This is a genomic window from Chryseobacterium potabilaquae (assembly GCF_902728265.1).
Taxonomy (GTDB): Bacteria; Bacteroidota; Bacteroidia; order Flavobacteriales; family Weeksellaceae; genus Chryseobacterium; species Chryseobacterium potabilaquae.
On sequence record NZ_CACVBR010000015.1, the window covers coordinates 13,624 to 29,725 of the forward strand.

General features: G+C 33.0%; 13 protein-coding genes. 6 read left to right on the plus strand and 7 right to left on the minus strand.

Going from position 1 to position 16,102, the window contains the following annotated elements; translation table 11 throughout:
• The first annotated feature begins 47 nt into the window (after positions 1-47).
• Positions 48-1,106 carry a diphosphomevalonate/mevalonate 3,5-bisphosphate decarboxylase family protein gene (locus CHRY9293_RS09620; RefSeq protein ID WP_162032781.1) on the plus strand — a complete coding sequence of 353 codons (1,059 nt, stop codon included), beginning with the start codon at positions 48-50 and terminating at the stop codon, positions 1,104-1,106.
• A gap of 126 nt (positions 1,107-1,232) precedes the next feature.
• Entirely contained in the window at positions 1,233-1,610 is a 378-nt protein-coding gene (gene gloA2 / locus CHRY9293_RS09625) for an SMU1112c/YaeR family gloxylase I-like metalloprotein (protein WP_162032782.1), read from the plus strand.
• Between the two features lie 10 nt (positions 1,611-1,620).
• Here gloA2 and CHRY9293_RS09630 read toward each other — a convergent pair whose 3' ends face one another.
• Positions 1,621-2,004 (minus strand): DUF1634 domain-containing protein, encoded by a 384-nt coding sequence (locus CHRY9293_RS09630; protein ID WP_162032783.1) that lies wholly within the window; start codon positions 2,002-2,004, stop codon positions 1,621-1,623.
• Positions 2,004-2,834, minus strand: a complete 831-nt coding sequence (locus CHRY9293_RS09635) for a sulfite exporter TauE/SafE family protein (RefSeq protein WP_122546659.1) — start codon at positions 2,832-2,834, stop codon at positions 2,004-2,006. Before CHRY9293_RS09635 ends, CHRY9293_RS09630 begins: the two co-directional genes overlap by 1 nt.
• A gap of 71 nt (positions 2,835-2,905) precedes the next feature.
• On the opposite strand from CHRY9293_RS09635, the gene CHRY9293_RS09640 reads away from it, so the two are divergent.
• Both CHRY9293_RS09640 and CHRY9293_RS09645 read left to right on the plus strand, forming a co-directional pair.
• A complete protein-coding gene (locus CHRY9293_RS09640; RefSeq protein ID WP_228455507.1) occupies positions 2,906-3,469 on the plus strand; it encodes a DUF1543 domain-containing protein in 564 nt (187 codons plus the stop codon).
• 107 nt (positions 3,470-3,576) lie between these two features.
• Complete coding sequence (locus CHRY9293_RS09645) at positions 3,577-4,692, plus strand: 5-(carboxyamino)imidazole ribonucleotide synthase (RefSeq protein WP_162032784.1); 1,116 nt, start codon at positions 3,577-3,579, stop codon at positions 4,690-4,692.
• 16 nt (positions 4,693-4,708) lie between these two features.
• Here the strand turns inward: CHRY9293_RS09645 and CHRY9293_RS09650 are convergent, their stop codons facing one another.
• Positions 4,709-5,632: a DMT family transporter gene (locus tag CHRY9293_RS09650; RefSeq protein WP_162032838.1), complete on the minus strand. Its 924-nt coding sequence runs from the start codon at positions 5,630-5,632 to the stop codon at positions 4,709-4,711.
• Between the two features lie 132 nt (positions 5,633-5,764).
• On the opposite strand from CHRY9293_RS09650, the gene purE reads away from it, so the two are divergent.
• Entirely contained in the window at positions 5,765-6,268 is a 504-nt protein-coding gene (gene purE, locus CHRY9293_RS09655) for a 5-(carboxyamino)imidazole ribonucleotide mutase (RefSeq protein WP_122546661.1), read from the plus strand.
• 132 nt (positions 6,269-6,400) lie between these two features.
• Here purE and ahcY read toward each other — a convergent pair whose 3' ends face one another.
• Positions 6,401-7,714, minus strand: coding sequence for an adenosylhomocysteinase (gene ahcY, locus CHRY9293_RS09660; protein ID WP_122546662.1), 1,314 nt, complete (start codon positions 7,712-7,714; stop codon positions 6,401-6,403).
• Positions 7,715-7,899: 185 nt separating this feature from the next.
• Here ahcY and CHRY9293_RS09665 point away from each other — a divergent pair, with 185 nt between their 5' ends.
• The gene (locus tag CHRY9293_RS09665; RefSeq protein WP_162032785.1) at positions 7,900-8,514 is read left to right on the plus strand and encodes a 4'-phosphopantetheinyl transferase family protein; all 615 of its coding nucleotides are present in this window, start codon (positions 7,900-7,902) and stop codon (positions 8,512-8,514) included.
• Here CHRY9293_RS09665 and CHRY9293_RS09670 read toward each other — a convergent pair.
• From CHRY9293_RS09670 to porU, 3 genes are all read right to left on the minus strand, one after another.
• A complete protein-coding gene (locus CHRY9293_RS09670; protein ID WP_162032786.1) occupies positions 8,495-10,759 on the minus strand; it encodes an FUSC family protein in 2,265 nt (754 codons plus the stop codon). The genes CHRY9293_RS09665 and CHRY9293_RS09670 overlap by 20 nt on opposite strands.
• 76 nt (positions 10,760-10,835) lie before the next feature.
• The gene (porV, locus tag CHRY9293_RS09675; RefSeq protein ID WP_162032787.1) at positions 10,836-11,999 is read right to left on the minus strand and encodes a type IX secretion system outer membrane channel protein PorV; all 1,164 of its coding nucleotides are present in this window, start codon (positions 11,997-11,999) and stop codon (positions 10,836-10,838) included.
• A 59-nt stretch (positions 12,000-12,058) separates the two neighbouring features.
• Positions 12,059-15,967, minus strand: coding sequence for a type IX secretion system sortase PorU (porU, locus tag CHRY9293_RS09680; protein ID WP_162032788.1), 3,909 nt, complete (start codon positions 15,965-15,967; stop codon positions 12,059-12,061).
• Between the last annotated feature and the right edge of the window lie 135 nt (positions 15,968-16,102).

Genomic DNA, 16,102 nt, shown 5'->3' on the forward strand with positions numbered 1-16,102 from the left:
ATCTTTTATAGCAATCAACATTAAGTTTTATCATTGCAAATTAAATTATGACAACACAGGAATTTCTAGGAAAAGAAAATTATAATATCAGTTCACAAACGGTTGCATCAAGTTGTCCTTCCAATATTGCTTTAATCAAGTATTGGGGGAAGTATGAAGATCAAATTCCGGCCAATCCAAGTATAAGCTATACTTTACATAATTGTAAGACCAATACCAGTATGGAGTTTTTAGCTAATGAACCCTTTTCTGTACAGACATTTCTGACAGGAATTGAAGAAGTGAAATTTGCCGAAAAAATTGAGAAATTTTTTAAAAATATTGAAAAATATCTTCCTTGGATATTGAAGGGAAAATACATTATCAAAACAGAAAATACATTTCCTCATAGCTCAGGAATTGCTAGTTCGGCTTCTGGATTTGGGGCGATAGCGAAATGTCTTATGGAATTGGAGGTAATCTTTACCGGCGAAAAATCAGAAACTGAATGGGTGAAGAAAGTTTCATTCTTAGCAAGGCTTGGTAGTGGGAGTGCATGTAGGAGTGTATATAATGGAATGGTGGTTTGGGGAGAATGCGATGAGGTTGAAGGAAGTTCAGACTTATTTGCTATTCAGTATCCTAATTCGGAAATTCATCAGGTTTTCAAAGATTTTAATGACTGGGTATTATTAATTCATGAAGGTCAGAAAAGTGTTTCTTCAACAGTTGGACACGGTTTAATGAAAACAAATCCTTATGCGGAAAGACGATTTCAAGAGGCTAAAGAAAACTTTGTCCCATTGAAAGAAATTCTTAAAAAAGGAGATTTAGAAGGTTTTATTAAACTAGTTGAGCATGAAGCGCTTACATTGCATGCAATGATGATGATGAGTGATCCTGCATTTATTCTAATGAAAACGGGTACATTAGAGGTGATCAATAAGATCTGGGATTTCAGAAAAGAAACAAGCTTACCTCTATTCTTTACTCTGGATGCTGGGGCGAATGTTCATCTGTTATTCCCAAATAATGGGGAAGAAGAAAAAATTAAATCCTTCATTGAGATGGAATTATTACAGTATACTCAAAAAAATGGAGTTGTTAAAGATATAATGGTATTTTAATTATTTATATACAAGAAAGCGAGCCTATTAGCTCGTTTTTTTATGATATGATTTAAAAAATTAGAAGAATAACCTGATTAAAGAAACATATCGGGACTCTCTATAATAACCAAAAATAATTTACAAATGAAAATTCACCATATTGCTATAATTTGCTCAGATTATGAAGTTTCTAAAAAATTCTATACCGAAGTTTTAGGACTCACTATTCTCCGGGAAGTATACCGCGAAGAAAGAAAATCATATAAACTTGATCTTGCTATTGGAGATCATTATGTAATAGAGTTATTTTCATTTCCAGATCCTCCTAAAAGACCCTCCAGACCTGAAGCATGTGGGCTAAGACATTTGGCGTTTGCTGTAGATAATATATCTCAGAAAAGAGCAGATTTGATTGATAAAGGAATAGAATGTGAAGAAATCCGAATAGATGAGTTTACAGAAAAAGAGTTCTTTTTCCTACAAGATCCGGATCAATTGCCTTTAGAATTTTATGAAATCTAGGAGAAATTAATTAATGTGCATACCCAGTAAAGAAGCTTATGGCCATAATAACCAAAACAATAGATGAAATAACAACATATACGTAGTCTTTTTCTTTTAAATATCCTACTAAAGCGAAAATGATCCGCATTAAGGGAGTGAAAATTAAAAGAAGAATTCCTAATTGAATAATAGCCATTCCTTCACCTTTGCATAATGAATTCCAGAAATGTCCCCATACTTTTTCAGAAGATGAACCGATATTCAGTAAGGAGTATTTTTTAGGCATTTTAAAACCTTCTAAGAATAATTTAATAAATCCTATCAGGGAAGTTGTAACAGATAAAACAACTCCTAATCTTAAGAGATTTCCCACGGAACGATTCAAATCAACATCTGTGAAGTTCTTTTTCATTATCTGAAACTTTTATTAATACCGTTATACATCATATAAATTGATAGAATAGTGATGACAATTGCAAAGAAGGTCTTCAATTTCTTTGTTTTAGAAACCATTAATGTTTTAGAACCAATGAAACTTCCTACCACAACTCCTATTAATACCGGAGCCACAATTACTGGAATAATTTCACCTCTTTGAAAATAGATTAAGGCACTTGCTACTGCGGTTACCCCGATCATGAAATTACTTGTTGTTGTTGAAACTTTAAAAGGCAGTTTCATCATATTGTCCATTGCGAGTACCTTCAATGCTCCAGAGCCAATTCCTAATAATCCGGACATAGCACCAGCAAACATCATCATTAAAAAGCCAGGTACAGTATTTCTTGCAGAATAACTTTTCAATACTCCTTTATCAGGAAAGGTTCCATATAATTTAAGTTTATCTTCAAGACTTCCTTTGATAAGCGGTTCTTGATGGTCTGGCTTTCCTTTAAGGTTTAAGATAACTGTTAAAAGAAGGATACTGGCAAAAATAATTCCGATAGTGTTGGGGTTAAGCATTCCCGAAACCAATGCTCCCATAATAGCACCGGCGGTGGTACCAATTTCTAAAAACATTCCAATTCTCATATTGGTAAAGCCCTCTTTAACAAAAGCTACTGCCGCTCCAGACGAAGTTCCAATTACTGAAATTAATGAGGCACCAATAGCATAATGCATAGGAACACCAAAGCCTAATGTTAATAAAGGAATGATAATAACGCCCCCTCCCAAACCAGTAAGTGAACCTAGAAGTCCTGCCGATATAGCTCCAAGGAAGAGAATAATGATTTCTGACATGATACAAATATAAAACTATTGTGTTAGTTGGCCAAACGTTGAAAAATATAAATTTACCGTATTTTTGTATTATGAAAAATGAAGTGAAATTATTTTATATTGTTCTCGGTGCAACCCCTAAAGGCAGAAATATCGAACAACACGATGTTTTCTTTGGAATTGCAGAAAACCTTAAAGACTTAGTTCCGGATATAAAAAATTTTTGGAAAGAAGCTGAAGAAAAGATTCATATCGATTGTCATCAAGAAGTAAAATTTGCTGATGGGTATGAAGTGAAAATTGTAGAAAAAGGGAATGGATCTTCTGAAAACCAATTATACTTTATTAATTTAGGAGGGTATAAGAAGGGTTTTTTTAAGGAGTTTCATGAACAACATTTGATGGTTGGTAAATCGATGGGGGAAATCATTAAAAAGGCAAAAGAGACTGCGTTTTATAAGACAATGGGGTTTGATAGTGCAGTAAGCCATATTGATGATAAGCATGGAGTAGATATTGACGATATATTTAATGTAAATGATATTTTACCTAAGCACATGAAAGAAAAGTATTCTATTATTTTGGAAAAAACGGATGTGGTAACTCCGAATAGTCCAATGGGGTTAGGATATTTAAAACTTGATAAAATACAATAAATAGGGAAAGGCTGGTCAGGTATGACTTTACTTTAATGGTATTGCAAACTTGGCGGGTTTATATTTTATTATTGAAGTATAAAAAAAGTAAATCTAAAAAATAAAAAATGAAAATAGGAATTTTAGGAGGTGGTCAATTGGGAAGAATGCTGATTCAGAATGCATTGAAATATGATGACGAGTTTTATACCTTAGATCCTGCTGCTGATGCACCTTGTCATAATATTTCACACTTTACTCAAGGGAGCTTTAATGATTATGAGACCGTTTTACATTTTGGTAAAGATAAAGATGTAGTAACAATAGAGATAGAGCATGTAAATGCGGATGCTTTGGCAGAACTTGAAACCAGCGGTATTAAAGTTGTTCCTAATTCTAAAATTGTAAAAGTTATTCAACAAAAAATTCTTCAAAAAGAATTTTATCAAAAGAATGATATACCCAGTCCTGAATTCCAGGCAGTTTGGAATAATGATGAGGAAATTACTATGCCTACTCCTTTTGTTCAAAAAATGAATACAGGAGGATATGATGGCAAGGGTGTACAAGTGATTAAAACTCCTGAAGATTTACAAAATATATGGAAAGAACCTTCTGTAATTGAAAAATTGGTTGATATAGAAAAAGAATTATCCGTGATTGTTGCAAGAAATGAAAATGGTGAAACAAAAACATTTCCGGTTACTGAAATGGTGGCAGATCCTAAATTAAACCTGTTAGATTTTAATATTTGCCCGGTAATGATTACGGATGATACACAACGACAGATTGATTCTATTACTGAGAAATTTTTAAATGCTATCCATTCTCCCGGACTTTTTGCTATTGAATTATTTTTAGATACAGCAGGAAAAATATGGGTTAATGAAACAGCTCCAAGATTACATAATTCCGGACATCAAAGCCAAGAAGGAAATAGTAATTCACAATTTGAACAAATGTATAGAGTGGTGAAAAATTTACCTCTAGCAGATACAGATCCTTTGACGTATAGTGGAATGCTAAATTTGGTTGGTGCTGATGGATATACAGGAAAAGTATTGTATGAAGGGATGGAAGAGGTTCTTAAGTTACCGAAAACGTATGTCCATCTTTATGGAAAGACGGAAACAAAGCCTGGAAGAAAAATGGGGCATATTAATGTACTTGCAGATTCTAGAGAAGAATTACTGGAAAAGTTAGTGAAAGTAAAAAGTATGGTAAGCGTAAAAGCTTATATATAATTTAAAGACCGGTTTATTATAGACCGGTTTTTTCATTTCTTACTTTTTGGCTTTTAAACATTTCTTTATTATAATTGATAATAAATACTCCTAAGATAATTAAAAAAGCTGCCATAATAAACTTAAAGGTAATTTCTTCATTTAGAATTAGCCAGCTTAATAAAATAGAAATGATGGTATTGACATAAATGAGAATAGAAATTTGAACTGGAGAAACTTTAGTAAGAGCATAATAAAATGCTAAAAATGTAATTACAGAACCAAAAATAGCCAAGTAAAACACTGCAGAGATACTTCTAATATTCCAGTTTTCAAAATTATAATTTTCAGCAAATAAGAATGCGAAAATAATCTGTACAATTCCAGCAAAAGCAAATTGATAGAAAAGGTTTAGGATTATATTATCACTTTTAATATTTAATTTTTTAGTATAAATTGTACCTGCTGCCCAACCTATGATTGCAATGAGTAAATAAAAAATTCCTGTTGCATAGTCTGGATTTTTTAGGTCAACAAGTCCATCTCCAAAAATAATAAGAATACCACTAAAGCAAAGACCAACTCCAACTAAAGCTTTTGCACTGAACTTTTGGATTCCAAGCGCAACACTTCCTAAAAATACAAGAATAGGAGAACAGGATGTAATTAATGATGCTAAGCTACTTGTGACATGTTCTTCTGCAACCGTTGTCATTCCATTGGCTGTAATTAGCATTAAAGAAGAAATCACCATTTGATAGGTTAAATTTTTTCGCCCAATCCATTTGAATTGCTTTTTATAAATAAGTATCAGAAGCATTATAATGGCAGCAAGAGATTGACGGATTCCTGCAACAAACCATCCAGGCATGGTTTCTACAGCAATTCTTATTGATAAAAAGGTAGTTCCCCAAACAATGGCAACAGTGAGAATTGCTAATATAAGTTTATAATCTTTCAACATTTATCCTAAGCGATATTAATATAACGATACTGATTTTTGAGCAAAAGTAATAGTATTTTTTTGTTTTTTCACATTTTTGTATTTTACCTTTTTAATTTTTTATCTTTGAGGAGCTAATAAAATAAGAAGATGGTAGGAATTATTATGGGAAGTCAAAGTGACTTGCCAATTATGGAACAAGCCGCAAATTTTTTAAAAAGTTTAGATATTTCTTATGAGTTGACCGTGGTTTCTGCACATAGAACTCCCGAGAGAATGTTTGATTATGCTAAAATAGCGAAAGATAGAGGTTTGAAGGTCATTATTGCAGGAGCAGGAGGGGCAGCACACCTGCCGGGAATGGTGGCAAGTTGTACAACATTGCCTGTCATTGGTGTTCCGATTTTATCAAGCAACTCTATTGATGGCTGGGATTCTGTTCTTTCCATTCTTCAAATGCCTGGTGGAATTCCTGTAGCAACAGTTGCCTTAAACGGAGCCTTGAATGCCGGAATTTTAGCCGCAAAAATTTTGGGAAGTCATGAACCTAAGGTGGCTCATCAACTCCAGAAATATCAAGATTCTTTAAAAGATAAGGTATTAGGAACAGTTGATGATATCAAAGCGAAGCATCCTAATGGATATGATCAATAAAAAATAGTAGAGCCTTACAAAATCAGTAAGGCTTTTTTATGATCATCAAATGAAGATTTTATTTCTAGAAGACATACTTAATAAAAAACTCTCCAAATTTTGGAGAGTTTTGATATTTAATAGTAATAAATATTAGTATCTGTAGTATTCAGGTTTGTAAGGACCATCAACCGTTACTCCAATATATTTTGCCTGTTCATCGGTAAGAGTTTCCAACTCTACACCTAATTTTTTTAAGTGTAATGCTGCTACTTTTTCATCCAAATGCTTAGGTAAGGTATATACCTTATTTTCATATTTGTTGGAATTTTTCCAAAGTTCGATTTGTGCCAACGTTTGGTTAGAGAAAGAGTTTGACATTACGAAACTTGGATGTCCAGTAGCACAGCCTAAGTTAACTAATCTCCCCTCTGCTAAGATGATGATTTCGTTTCCATCTACATTATAAACGTCTACTTGAGGTTTAACTTCATATTTAGTGGCCCCATAGTTTTCGTTTAACCATGCCATATCAATTTCATTATCGAAGTGCCCAATATTACAAACGATCGTTTTATCTTTCATTTTTCTGAAGTGAGAACCTTGAACGATATTAAAATTACCCGTTGTTGTAATGATAATATCCGCATTTTCAATTACACTATCAAGTTTTTTAACCTCGTAACCTTCCATTGCAGCTTGTAATGCACAAATTGGGTCAATTTCTGTAACAGTAACAATTGAACCAGCACCTCTGAAAGAAGCTGCAGTACCTTTACCAACATCTCCAAAACCACATACTACGACTCTTTTTCCCGCTAACATTAAATCAGTTGCTCTTCTGATAGCATCTACTGCAGATTCTCTACATCCATATTTGTTATCAAATTTAGATTTAGTAACAGAATCATTTACATTGATTGCCGGCATTACTAATGTACCATTTTGCATTCTTTCGTAAAGTCTGTGAACACCTGTAGTCGTTTCTTCAGAAAGTCCTTTAATATCTTTTGTTAATTCCGGATATTTATCAAAAACCATATTGGTAAGATCACCACCATCATCTAAAATCATATTGAGTGGTTTTCTGTCTTCACCGAAGAACAGAGTTTGTTCAATACACCAGTCAAACTCCTCAGCGTTCATACCTTTCCAAGCATATACTGGAATTCCTGCAGCAGCGATTGCAGCAGCAGCATGATCTTGTGTAGAGAATATATTACAAGAAGACCAAGTTACCTCAGCACCTAAAGCTACTAAAGTTTCAATAAGCACAGCTGTTTGGATAGTCATATGAAGACATCCTGCGATTCTTGCACCTTTTAGTGGTTGAGAAGGACCATATTCTTCACGGATGGCCATTAATCCTGGCATTTCTGCTTCCGCAAGAGTAATTTCTTTTCTGCCCCATTCTGCTAGGGAAATATCCTTAACTTTATAAGGAATGTATTGTGTTGTAGTACTCATATGTAATGAATAAGTTTAAATTCAGTTAATGAAACACAAAATTACAATTAATAATTAAGATAAAAAAACCAGACTTTAAGTTCCTTTATATAGCTTGATACATCAGTATATATGTTACTTAAAGCATACTATATTGGGGTTTTAAAATAAATATCTTTTTACTACTTTTAGGGAATAAAAAAACAATGCCCCTTTACCGAGATTTTTCTGATGAAACTGCCACAATTCTTGTCTGGAAATATGATGAGGATGAAGATTTGAATATAGATGACCTTTTAGAACCTGAAAATGCAGAGAAAGTAAAAGATTACCATCCTAAAAAACTATTGGAAGTATTAATGGTAAGAAGGCTTCTGAAAGATTTAAAACCGAATTCTAAAATTTTATATAAAGAGAGAGAACCTTTTCTATGTCCCAAAGACGCAGAAATTTCAATCACTCATTCTTTTCCATTTGCAGCGATTGCCATTTCCAAAAATAAAATTGGAATTGATATCGAAAAATTTAATCCTAAAATCATGAGGGTTATTGATAAATTCACCTATGAAAATGAACGGGGGTTTATTCCCAAAGAGAAAGCCGATACTTTTTATACGATTATCTGGAGTGTAAAAGAAAGTATGTATAAGATTCATCATTCTAAATACTGGTCACTAAAAAAAAATTATGAAGTAAAACCTTTTGAATTAAAGCATTTACATCATATACAATGTCGCGTTTATGATGAGGTTTTTTCAGATGAATTTAAAGCCAGAGTGGAATTTTTTGATGATTATTGTTTTACGATTGTAGAGGAGTAGATGTTGTTTCATTTCTATATTTTTCAATGACCTTTTTTTGTTCTTTAGCTACATCATAGATAAGCTCTAATACATCGTGTATGTTTTTTAATTCTGTTAAATGAGATATTTTATCGGGATCTCGTCTGTCTAAGACCTCATTTTCTTCAATTTCATTTTTTCTTTGAAGAAGAAGTTCTTCTAACTCATCATCTGGTTTCAATCGACTATCCATTCTTAATGTCTCAGTTACTTTTTCTCCATTCAAAAGAGCTGATATTTGGTGCATTTCTGCTTCAATTTTTTTACTCCAGCTTTCTACATCTATTTCTGGATATTTTTCATTTTTTTTCACATATTGAGAAAGAGACGCTGTATATGCTGTCATTAGATGAGATGTGGCAACAAACTGATGGATTACTTCCAATTTTTTCTGTTGGTTTTTAGGTTCGGAAAGCATCCTTTGAAAATTATCAGAAAGATTGGCTAAAGCAATGATGGCATTTTTACGTTTTATTTTATAATCTTCAATCGTAAAACCTGCATCCAAAAATTTGGAAATGACACTTTCAAAGTATTGAAGGTTGGATTCTGCCGATTTTTTCATAAGATCCAAATTTTGTGTATGTTCCCAAACAGGAAGAATAAGATAGGATACAGTAAAGGCAATAATTCCTGCAATTATGGTATCGAAAATTCGATCTTTAAAAATGACATCAATATTTCCGGGGCTTAAAAAATTAAAGCTTAAAAAAATATAGATGGTCATAAACAAAACAGCCCAAAAATAGCGTCCTTTTAGTAAGCTAAAGCATAAAATCATGCTGAATAGAAGTATGCTAAATAATAGACTATTTATATGGATAAAATATAATATAACATAGGCAATGATAGCGCCACTAACAGTTCCGTAAAGACGTAATAAATTTCGTTGTTTCGTAATAGAGTAGGCGGGTTTTAAAATGGCTACAACCGTAATTAATATCCAATATGTATGACCAATGCCTAAGAAATGGAATAATGAAAATAAGTAACCTATTAATAAAGCTATAGTTATTCTTACAGCATGACGGAAATGTAGAGAAGAGAAAGAGAGATTGTTGCGAAGAACCTGAACATTCATTTTTTCCTCAGTTGGCATGAATTTTTTCAAATCCAATGCTGTTGAAAGACTTTTTGCCAATTTTACATTTTGCGTAAATATTTTATAAATATCATTGACTTCTTTAGTAATTTCATTAATACGCATTAAAATCTGTCGGAGAATCATGAAATTTTCCAGATTGTTAGGCGTTATTTGCTTGTTTCGAAGATCGAAATAATAAGCATTTACACTTGCTAGCTCCGATTCGAGGTTAAATAAAGGCTTTGCCTTAGTTCCAATTTGAAGAGAGATCCCAATATTGGTAATTTCTTCGGCCAGTACATTTAAATAGTCATGAATTTTTACCAAAATAGTACTATTTTCAAAACTTTGCTGAAGCTTTTGATAGTCACTTTCGGAGGTCATTAATTTTTCATGAAGGTCCATTGAATTAAGAAACATCAACATGAGAAGGCGACTTGTCGTAGTGGACTCATTTACAATTGTACGGGTCTTAAGAACAGTTTCTCTAGTTTCTTCTTGCAGGTTTTTAATTTCAATTTGCTTTGCAATAACTTGGGACGTTAGTTTAGCAAAATCTGGATTTTTCTGATAATAATTGGCTTTGATTTTTAAGAATTCAGCAAGTTGGAGATAATTTTCTCCAATCATTTGACTTGAAAGTTTATAAGGTTGGATGGTGGTTACAACTAAAAAAATTAATAGAAACCATGCACAACCAGAAGCAAAGATGAGTAAACTTTTTAAAATATTATCCCCTGTAAGATGGCCGTCAATAAAAATAGCCAGAACAACTAAGGATAAAGAACCTACTGCAGCAAGTCTTTGTCCATATACTCCGATTAAGGAGAAAAACATTCCAAAAATAATAATTTCCGCAACGACCAAGCTTTTAATATTCATTACCATACTCGCAATAAGAGCAATGAGAATGAAACAAATAATAGCAAATGCTAATGCATTTCTTCTTCGAATGAAAGGTCCTGGTTGATCCGTAAGAGCTACAAATGCAGTTCCTAAAGGAAAAAGAAAATATTCTTTTAGAAGACCGAAATGAGCGAGAACTAAACACGGCAAAACAGTAGCCAGTGTAATTCTGATAGCAGAATATACGTACTGACTTGTTATAAACTTTTTAAATTCTGCAGAATAGTTCTTCATATTACAAAAATAATTATTGGCAACAAAAAAAGCCTCATAAAAATGAGACTTTTATAAACTTATTTTGTATTTACTTTTAGTAATCAACATTAGAAGTATCTTCACCGATGTTCCATGTCAAGCCAAAACGTAAGGTATTATCCAACGCAGTATTAATTTTTGACATATTAATCAAATAAGAGATATCAAGTCCAAAAGAACGGTATTTTAAACCAACACCGGCAGTCGCAAATTGTCTTGCTCCCTGCACTTCACTTTCATGGAAATATCCACCTCTTACAGAGAAAGCATTGTCATATGAATATTCTACTGCCCCACTATACATGATACTGTTAGGGTTTTTGAATGACTTTCCTATTCCGGACATTACCCCTACATTAGGGACAGCATAAATCGGATTTCTTGTATTAGGATCTGTACCTACAAGTTCGGATCCGGGAACTAATAGTTTAGAACCTTCAACACTTATCCCAACTCTGTTCATATCATCAAGATACATATCGTAACCAACACCTAATCTTGCCATTGTAGGAAGATAAGATCGTGATTCTTCATTTCCTGTATAGTCTAGTTTAGGACCAAGATTTTGGATCGCAAAACCAGCATTAACTTTACCATCATATCCTCCAAAACTAGAGAATCTTGGAGAAGTATAGTATCCTGAAACGTCTACCGCAAAAGAGTTTGCTGCTTTAAGAGTAGTATCTGTATTAAATCCACCGGCTAAATCAGAACGGATAAATCTACCTGTAACTGCCATGGAATATGAATCTGAAAGTTTAAGTCCGTAGGCAACATCAATGGAGAATTCGTTTGGTTTTGATGTTCCCATTGAAGTTACTTCATTACCTACTAATTGGGTAAGGTCTACTTCTCCCATATTGAAATAATAAATACTCGCAGAGATGGTGGATCTTTCTTCCTGTCCTAAGAATTTATGGAACGCTCCATATAATAAAAATACGTCATTGGTAAGCTTACCCATATAAGGTGTATAGTTAACCCCTAATGAAGAGCTTGTTTTGCTGAAAGGATATTTTGCAGCATTCCAGAATTGAGAAAATGCATCCGGAGAAGTAACAACTCCTTGGTCTCCCATACCTCCGGCTCTTGCGTCTGGCGCAATTCTTAAAAAAGGAGCCCCGGTTAATACAGGCCTTACGAGGCTTAGATCTTGGGAATATCCCAGAAAGCTAGCCCCCAACCCAATTCCAAAAAGCAGTTTAGTAGTTAATTTCATATGTTGTCTTTTATATATTGTCAGTTTTTTATTAATACTATTGACTTTTTATTTTAAAACTATTTTAAAAGCACCATTTTTTCTACTGCAGTGGCGCTACCTTTGCATTTTTCTTGATTTTGACTTTTTGCAAATATCTTAAAAATATATGTACCTTTTGCAACCGTTGAGCCAAAATCATCTTTTCCATCCCATTCTATAGCCTGACGAGGCGTTCGGAAACCTTGGAGAAAGGGCTCAGCAATAACTGCTTGAGATATTGTTTTTACTAATTTTCCTGTTATGGTATATATCTGAACATTTACATCAAGTATATCATCACAATTATGTTCAAATTGAACATACGTTTTGTTGGTAAAAGGATTAGGCCAATTTAATGGTCTGTTAATGATCAGATGTTGGTCTGCTTCATCCTTAACCTCAAAATTTAACGTAGCAGTTGTAGAATTATTGTTTATATCCCAAACTTTAAATGAAAGTTGATGTTGCCCGATTGCTAAATTTCTGAAAGGATAGGTTACGTTTCCTTTTTGATAATCTGCTAATGAAGGGTTTAGACATCCATTTCCTTCTCCAGAAGAATAAAAATCATTTAGAACAATTGTGTTGATAATCTGACCGTCCAAATAAGTGGTAATATCATGACCAATACCGGATCCTGTAGAATTAATACCTGTATCATCCGTTATACAAGCAAGTAAAATAGGACTCTGGTTGGTAATACCTCCATCTGCAAAATTAGTATTGTTCATATAGAGTTTTACTTTTGGAGGTTCATTATCATTAAGACCATTTGGATTGATATCTCCAACTTGTACTGCCTGATTATTGAATACATCCATAGATTTGTTGTCTGCATATCCTAAAATTCTACCTTGTCCTACCGCATAATTGATATCTTTAGGGACATAGAATTCTACTGTGAAAACTCCGTTTACAGCAGTTCCTGAAGCTTTTACAATAGCACTGCCTTCTTCCGTATAATTAAGTACTGTGAGATCTCCGTCATTATTTAACGTTTTTTTGTTTAATCTTTTATCAAAAATATTAATAACAACTCTTCCATTAAAACTAGTATTGACCGTTCCATTAGGATTATTAATATGTCCGGTTACTTTAATAAAATCCAATCCTCTAATTAATCCTGGTACAGGAGTCTCTATATTATCAATGACCAATAACCTTTGAGGTCTACTCATTTTCATTGCCGGATCACCCAGAAAGTTAACCTTCATATGGTTGGTGTTGGCTCCTTTCAGTTTTTTTGCATTTAAATGAGCATTCCCCAGTGTTTCAAAATCATCACCTACTAACTTGAATATTTCTTGGGTATACAGATTGGTAAAATCAATACCATATCCAATTCCGACCGCGCGGCTAGAAGTGATCATGGTTGCGACTCCTCCTTGTTTCAGTTTGATGAATTGTTCACCGGCTGAAAAGGTACTCGGTTCATCCCATAAGGTGAATTCACATGTAATAGTAGATACAAAAGGAAATCTGCTATATACATTCGAGAAATTATTTGAATTTTGAATTTCATCTATTGTTAACACTCTTTCTTGTGCCCATCCATTGATTCCTCCATGTCCAAAATAGAAAAGATACAAACTATTACCAATATCATTTGAAATAGCTTGATTTACTTGGGGATACCTTTGTCCACCAGCTGTACTTTGTGCCTGGAAAGCATCAAGGTATAACTTTCTTACATTGTATTCTTTAAGTTGCGTCCCTGATTCAAAAACATTAACTAAAGAATTGTTCATAGTGGTATGGAAAGGAACAGGTGTACTGAATGTATTTTCATCATGATCGTCATCTACAACGAAATCAAGCTTCATACGCCATTCACCAAAAGGAGTGGATTGACCAGGTAAACTATTATAGTATGCCAATACTTTATCCATCATATTCATTGCTTCGGAAACATTGGCTGCGGGAATCCTACCTACAGGTAAATCAGGAAGGTTACCAAGAATACTTTGAGAGGTTTGTAGCTTTGTCATAACGATATAGTCGTCTGTGACATAAGAATTTATAAAGTCAGCAGAATTTTCACTCTCATAGCTTGAAACAACATTAGAATTATTGGAAATCCTATTTTTGTAATCGTAAGATGCATCTCCTAATATGAATACATATTTAAGACTACCAAGAGGTGTATTGAGCTTAGTGACAAAATCTCTTATAGCTGTAAGATCTTTACTACCACTTCCAAATTCATTGTAAATTTTTTCAGTGTCAACAATTTGTACATTATAATTGTTTTTGGTTTGATGATAATTGGCTATTCTTTGTGCTTGTCCCATCATTTCAGGAACAGTAATAATTAAATAATTTACGTTTTGTAAACCAGATAAATCTTGATTATTAATTCTACCCACAAATTGTGGTGAAAATGCTGCATCATTTCTGAAGGCAACAAATTCATTATTAAAATTTTGATCTGCCGCAAAATATCCAAAATTGAAAGTCGCATTTCCAGTGGCTTTATTTACTCTTCCAGTGGCATTGGTGATATCAGTTACATCCCATACTTGTTCCATATTGGAAGCATTTGAAATACTGAATCCATAGTTGGTATTACTACCACTTACTAGAGAAAAATCTCTGAAATTCATTTGAGATCCATTGAAAGAAAGATTCTCTTTATATTGTACTTCTACATAATCTAGATAAAAAGATCCATTAGGATTCAATGAAATATTAGGATTGTATTTAAATGTAATTTGATTGCCACTTAAATTGGATATGTTGCCAAAATATTTGGCGGGATAAAAATCATAAATAATATTTTGACCATTAGCCGGAATAGGTATAGTGGACAGATTCTGATTGTTAATCGTAAAACTTAGCGTATTCTGTTGTGAAGTATAGCCTATAGCTTGTGTTCTGTATTTTATGATATCTGTTCCTTGAATGGGAGACCTCGTATTGAAGGTAACTGTTTTCTCGGTAGTAAAGGGGCTATCTTCTACCCATATTCTTCCCGTCTTCATTAAGTTTTTTTGATCATTGTTGATGACTTGGTAATCATCATATCGGGTGATTAATGGGGTAGATGGTAAATCTACATTCATGGGTTGTACTCTTTTTCCCGCTCCTTTATCAAAATTTATAAAATAGTAGGAATAATCATCATAGATATTTTTCAAATTATTACTATTATCTCCACGAGTTTCAATTCTTTTGAATCCATTTCCATTGGAAAGGTCATATAAATTATATCCATTGGGTCCTTGAGCATAAAATAAAGCATAATCATTATCATTCCATACTCCATCATCTTCACCTATAACTTGGATGGAATTTTCCTGTAAGGCACTATATTTTGCATCTTGATTATTTTCAGAAAGCATCAGGCCTCCATTTCCATAAATTCTGAAATTTTTTGGATTTACAGATGATGGATTGATTCCATTATCCTTTAAAAACTGTGTTGTTATTTTAAAAATACCGGATTTATCAACTTTGATTTTATAGAAAGTACCACTTGATAAAGGATTATTAGTTGTACCTACTTTAGCGGCCATTCGAGCACTATTATTAGAAACTGATGTTTCGGAAATTTCAAATGAGGAAAGACGTTGGGCTTTACCTTTTACATTTTTAAATAAAGATACCATAATGCTTGCATATCTTTCACCGTTAATGTAATAGTAAGTAACGTTGGTTACATCATTTTCTTGTAGCAGACCATTATCCAGTTCAAAAAGGTCTTTGTTGGAAATACTTTCCCATACAGGATTGGATATTTTTAATTGCTTTTCTCCAATTTTTTGTTGGACTGTGATAAAAATGTTATTTTGACCGTAGGAAAATCCTTCATTTTTGAAATTAGGAAGATTTAATTTGGTACTGCCAAAGTCCTGAATTTTGGATCCATTCCACTCAACGGTGATACGTTGTGCCCAAATGGTTGATACGAAGATTGTTAGAAATAGAAGCGTTATTTTTCGTTTCATATTTAATATTGAAATTTCTGAATTACAAAATAAATGAAAATTTATAATTAAATTGTGATACAATAAAATTAATTTGTTACCGTTTTTCAAAAAAAATCAAATCTTTATTTGATTTATTGAATAATTTATTTTTCT

What these genes read in the sequence shown, in the direction of transcription:
- CHRY9293_RS09640 (WP_228455507.1), top strand. Translation starts at nt 2,906, where the DNA reads ATGAAAAATGAAGTGAAATTATTTTATATTGTTCTCGGTGCAACCCCT.
- CHRY9293_RS09670 (WP_162032786.1), bottom strand. Translation starts at nt 10,759, where the DNA reads ATGAAGAACTATTCTGCAGAATTTAAAAAGTTTATAACAAGTCAGTAC.
- CHRY9293_RS09635 (WP_122546659.1), bottom strand. Translation starts at nt 2,834, where the DNA reads ATGTCAGAAATCATTATTCTCTTCCTTGGAGCTATATCGGCAGGACTT.
- gloA2 (WP_162032782.1), top strand. Translation starts at nt 1,233, where the DNA reads ATGAAAATTCACCATATTGCTATAATTTGCTCAGATTATGAAGTTTCT.
- CHRY9293_RS09620 (WP_162032781.1), top strand. Translation starts at nt 48, where the DNA reads ATGACAACACAGGAATTTCTAGGAAAAGAAAATTATAATATCAGTTCA.
- CHRY9293_RS09630 (WP_162032783.1), bottom strand. Translation starts at nt 2,004, where the DNA reads ATGAAAAAGAACTTCACAGATGTTGATTTGAATCGTTCCGTGGGAAAT.
- porV (WP_162032787.1), bottom strand. Translation starts at nt 11,999, where the DNA reads ATGAAATTAACTACTAAACTGCTTTTTGGAATTGGGTTGGGGGCTAGC.
- CHRY9293_RS09645 (WP_162032784.1), top strand. Translation starts at nt 3,577, where the DNA reads ATGAAAATAGGAATTTTAGGAGGTGGTCAATTGGGAAGAATGCTGATT.
- CHRY9293_RS09665 (WP_162032785.1), top strand. Translation starts at nt 7,900, where the DNA reads ATGCCCCTTTACCGAGATTTTTCTGATGAAACTGCCACAATTCTTGTC.
- purE (WP_122546661.1), top strand. Translation starts at nt 5,765, where the DNA reads ATGGTAGGAATTATTATGGGAAGTCAAAGTGACTTGCCAATTATGGAA.
- ahcY (WP_122546662.1), bottom strand. Translation starts at nt 7,714, where the DNA reads ATGAGTACTACAACACAATACATTCCTTATAAAGTTAAGGATATTTCC.
- porU (WP_162032788.1), bottom strand. Translation starts at nt 15,967, where the DNA reads ATGAAACGAAAAATAACGCTTCTATTTCTAACAATCTTCGTATCAACC.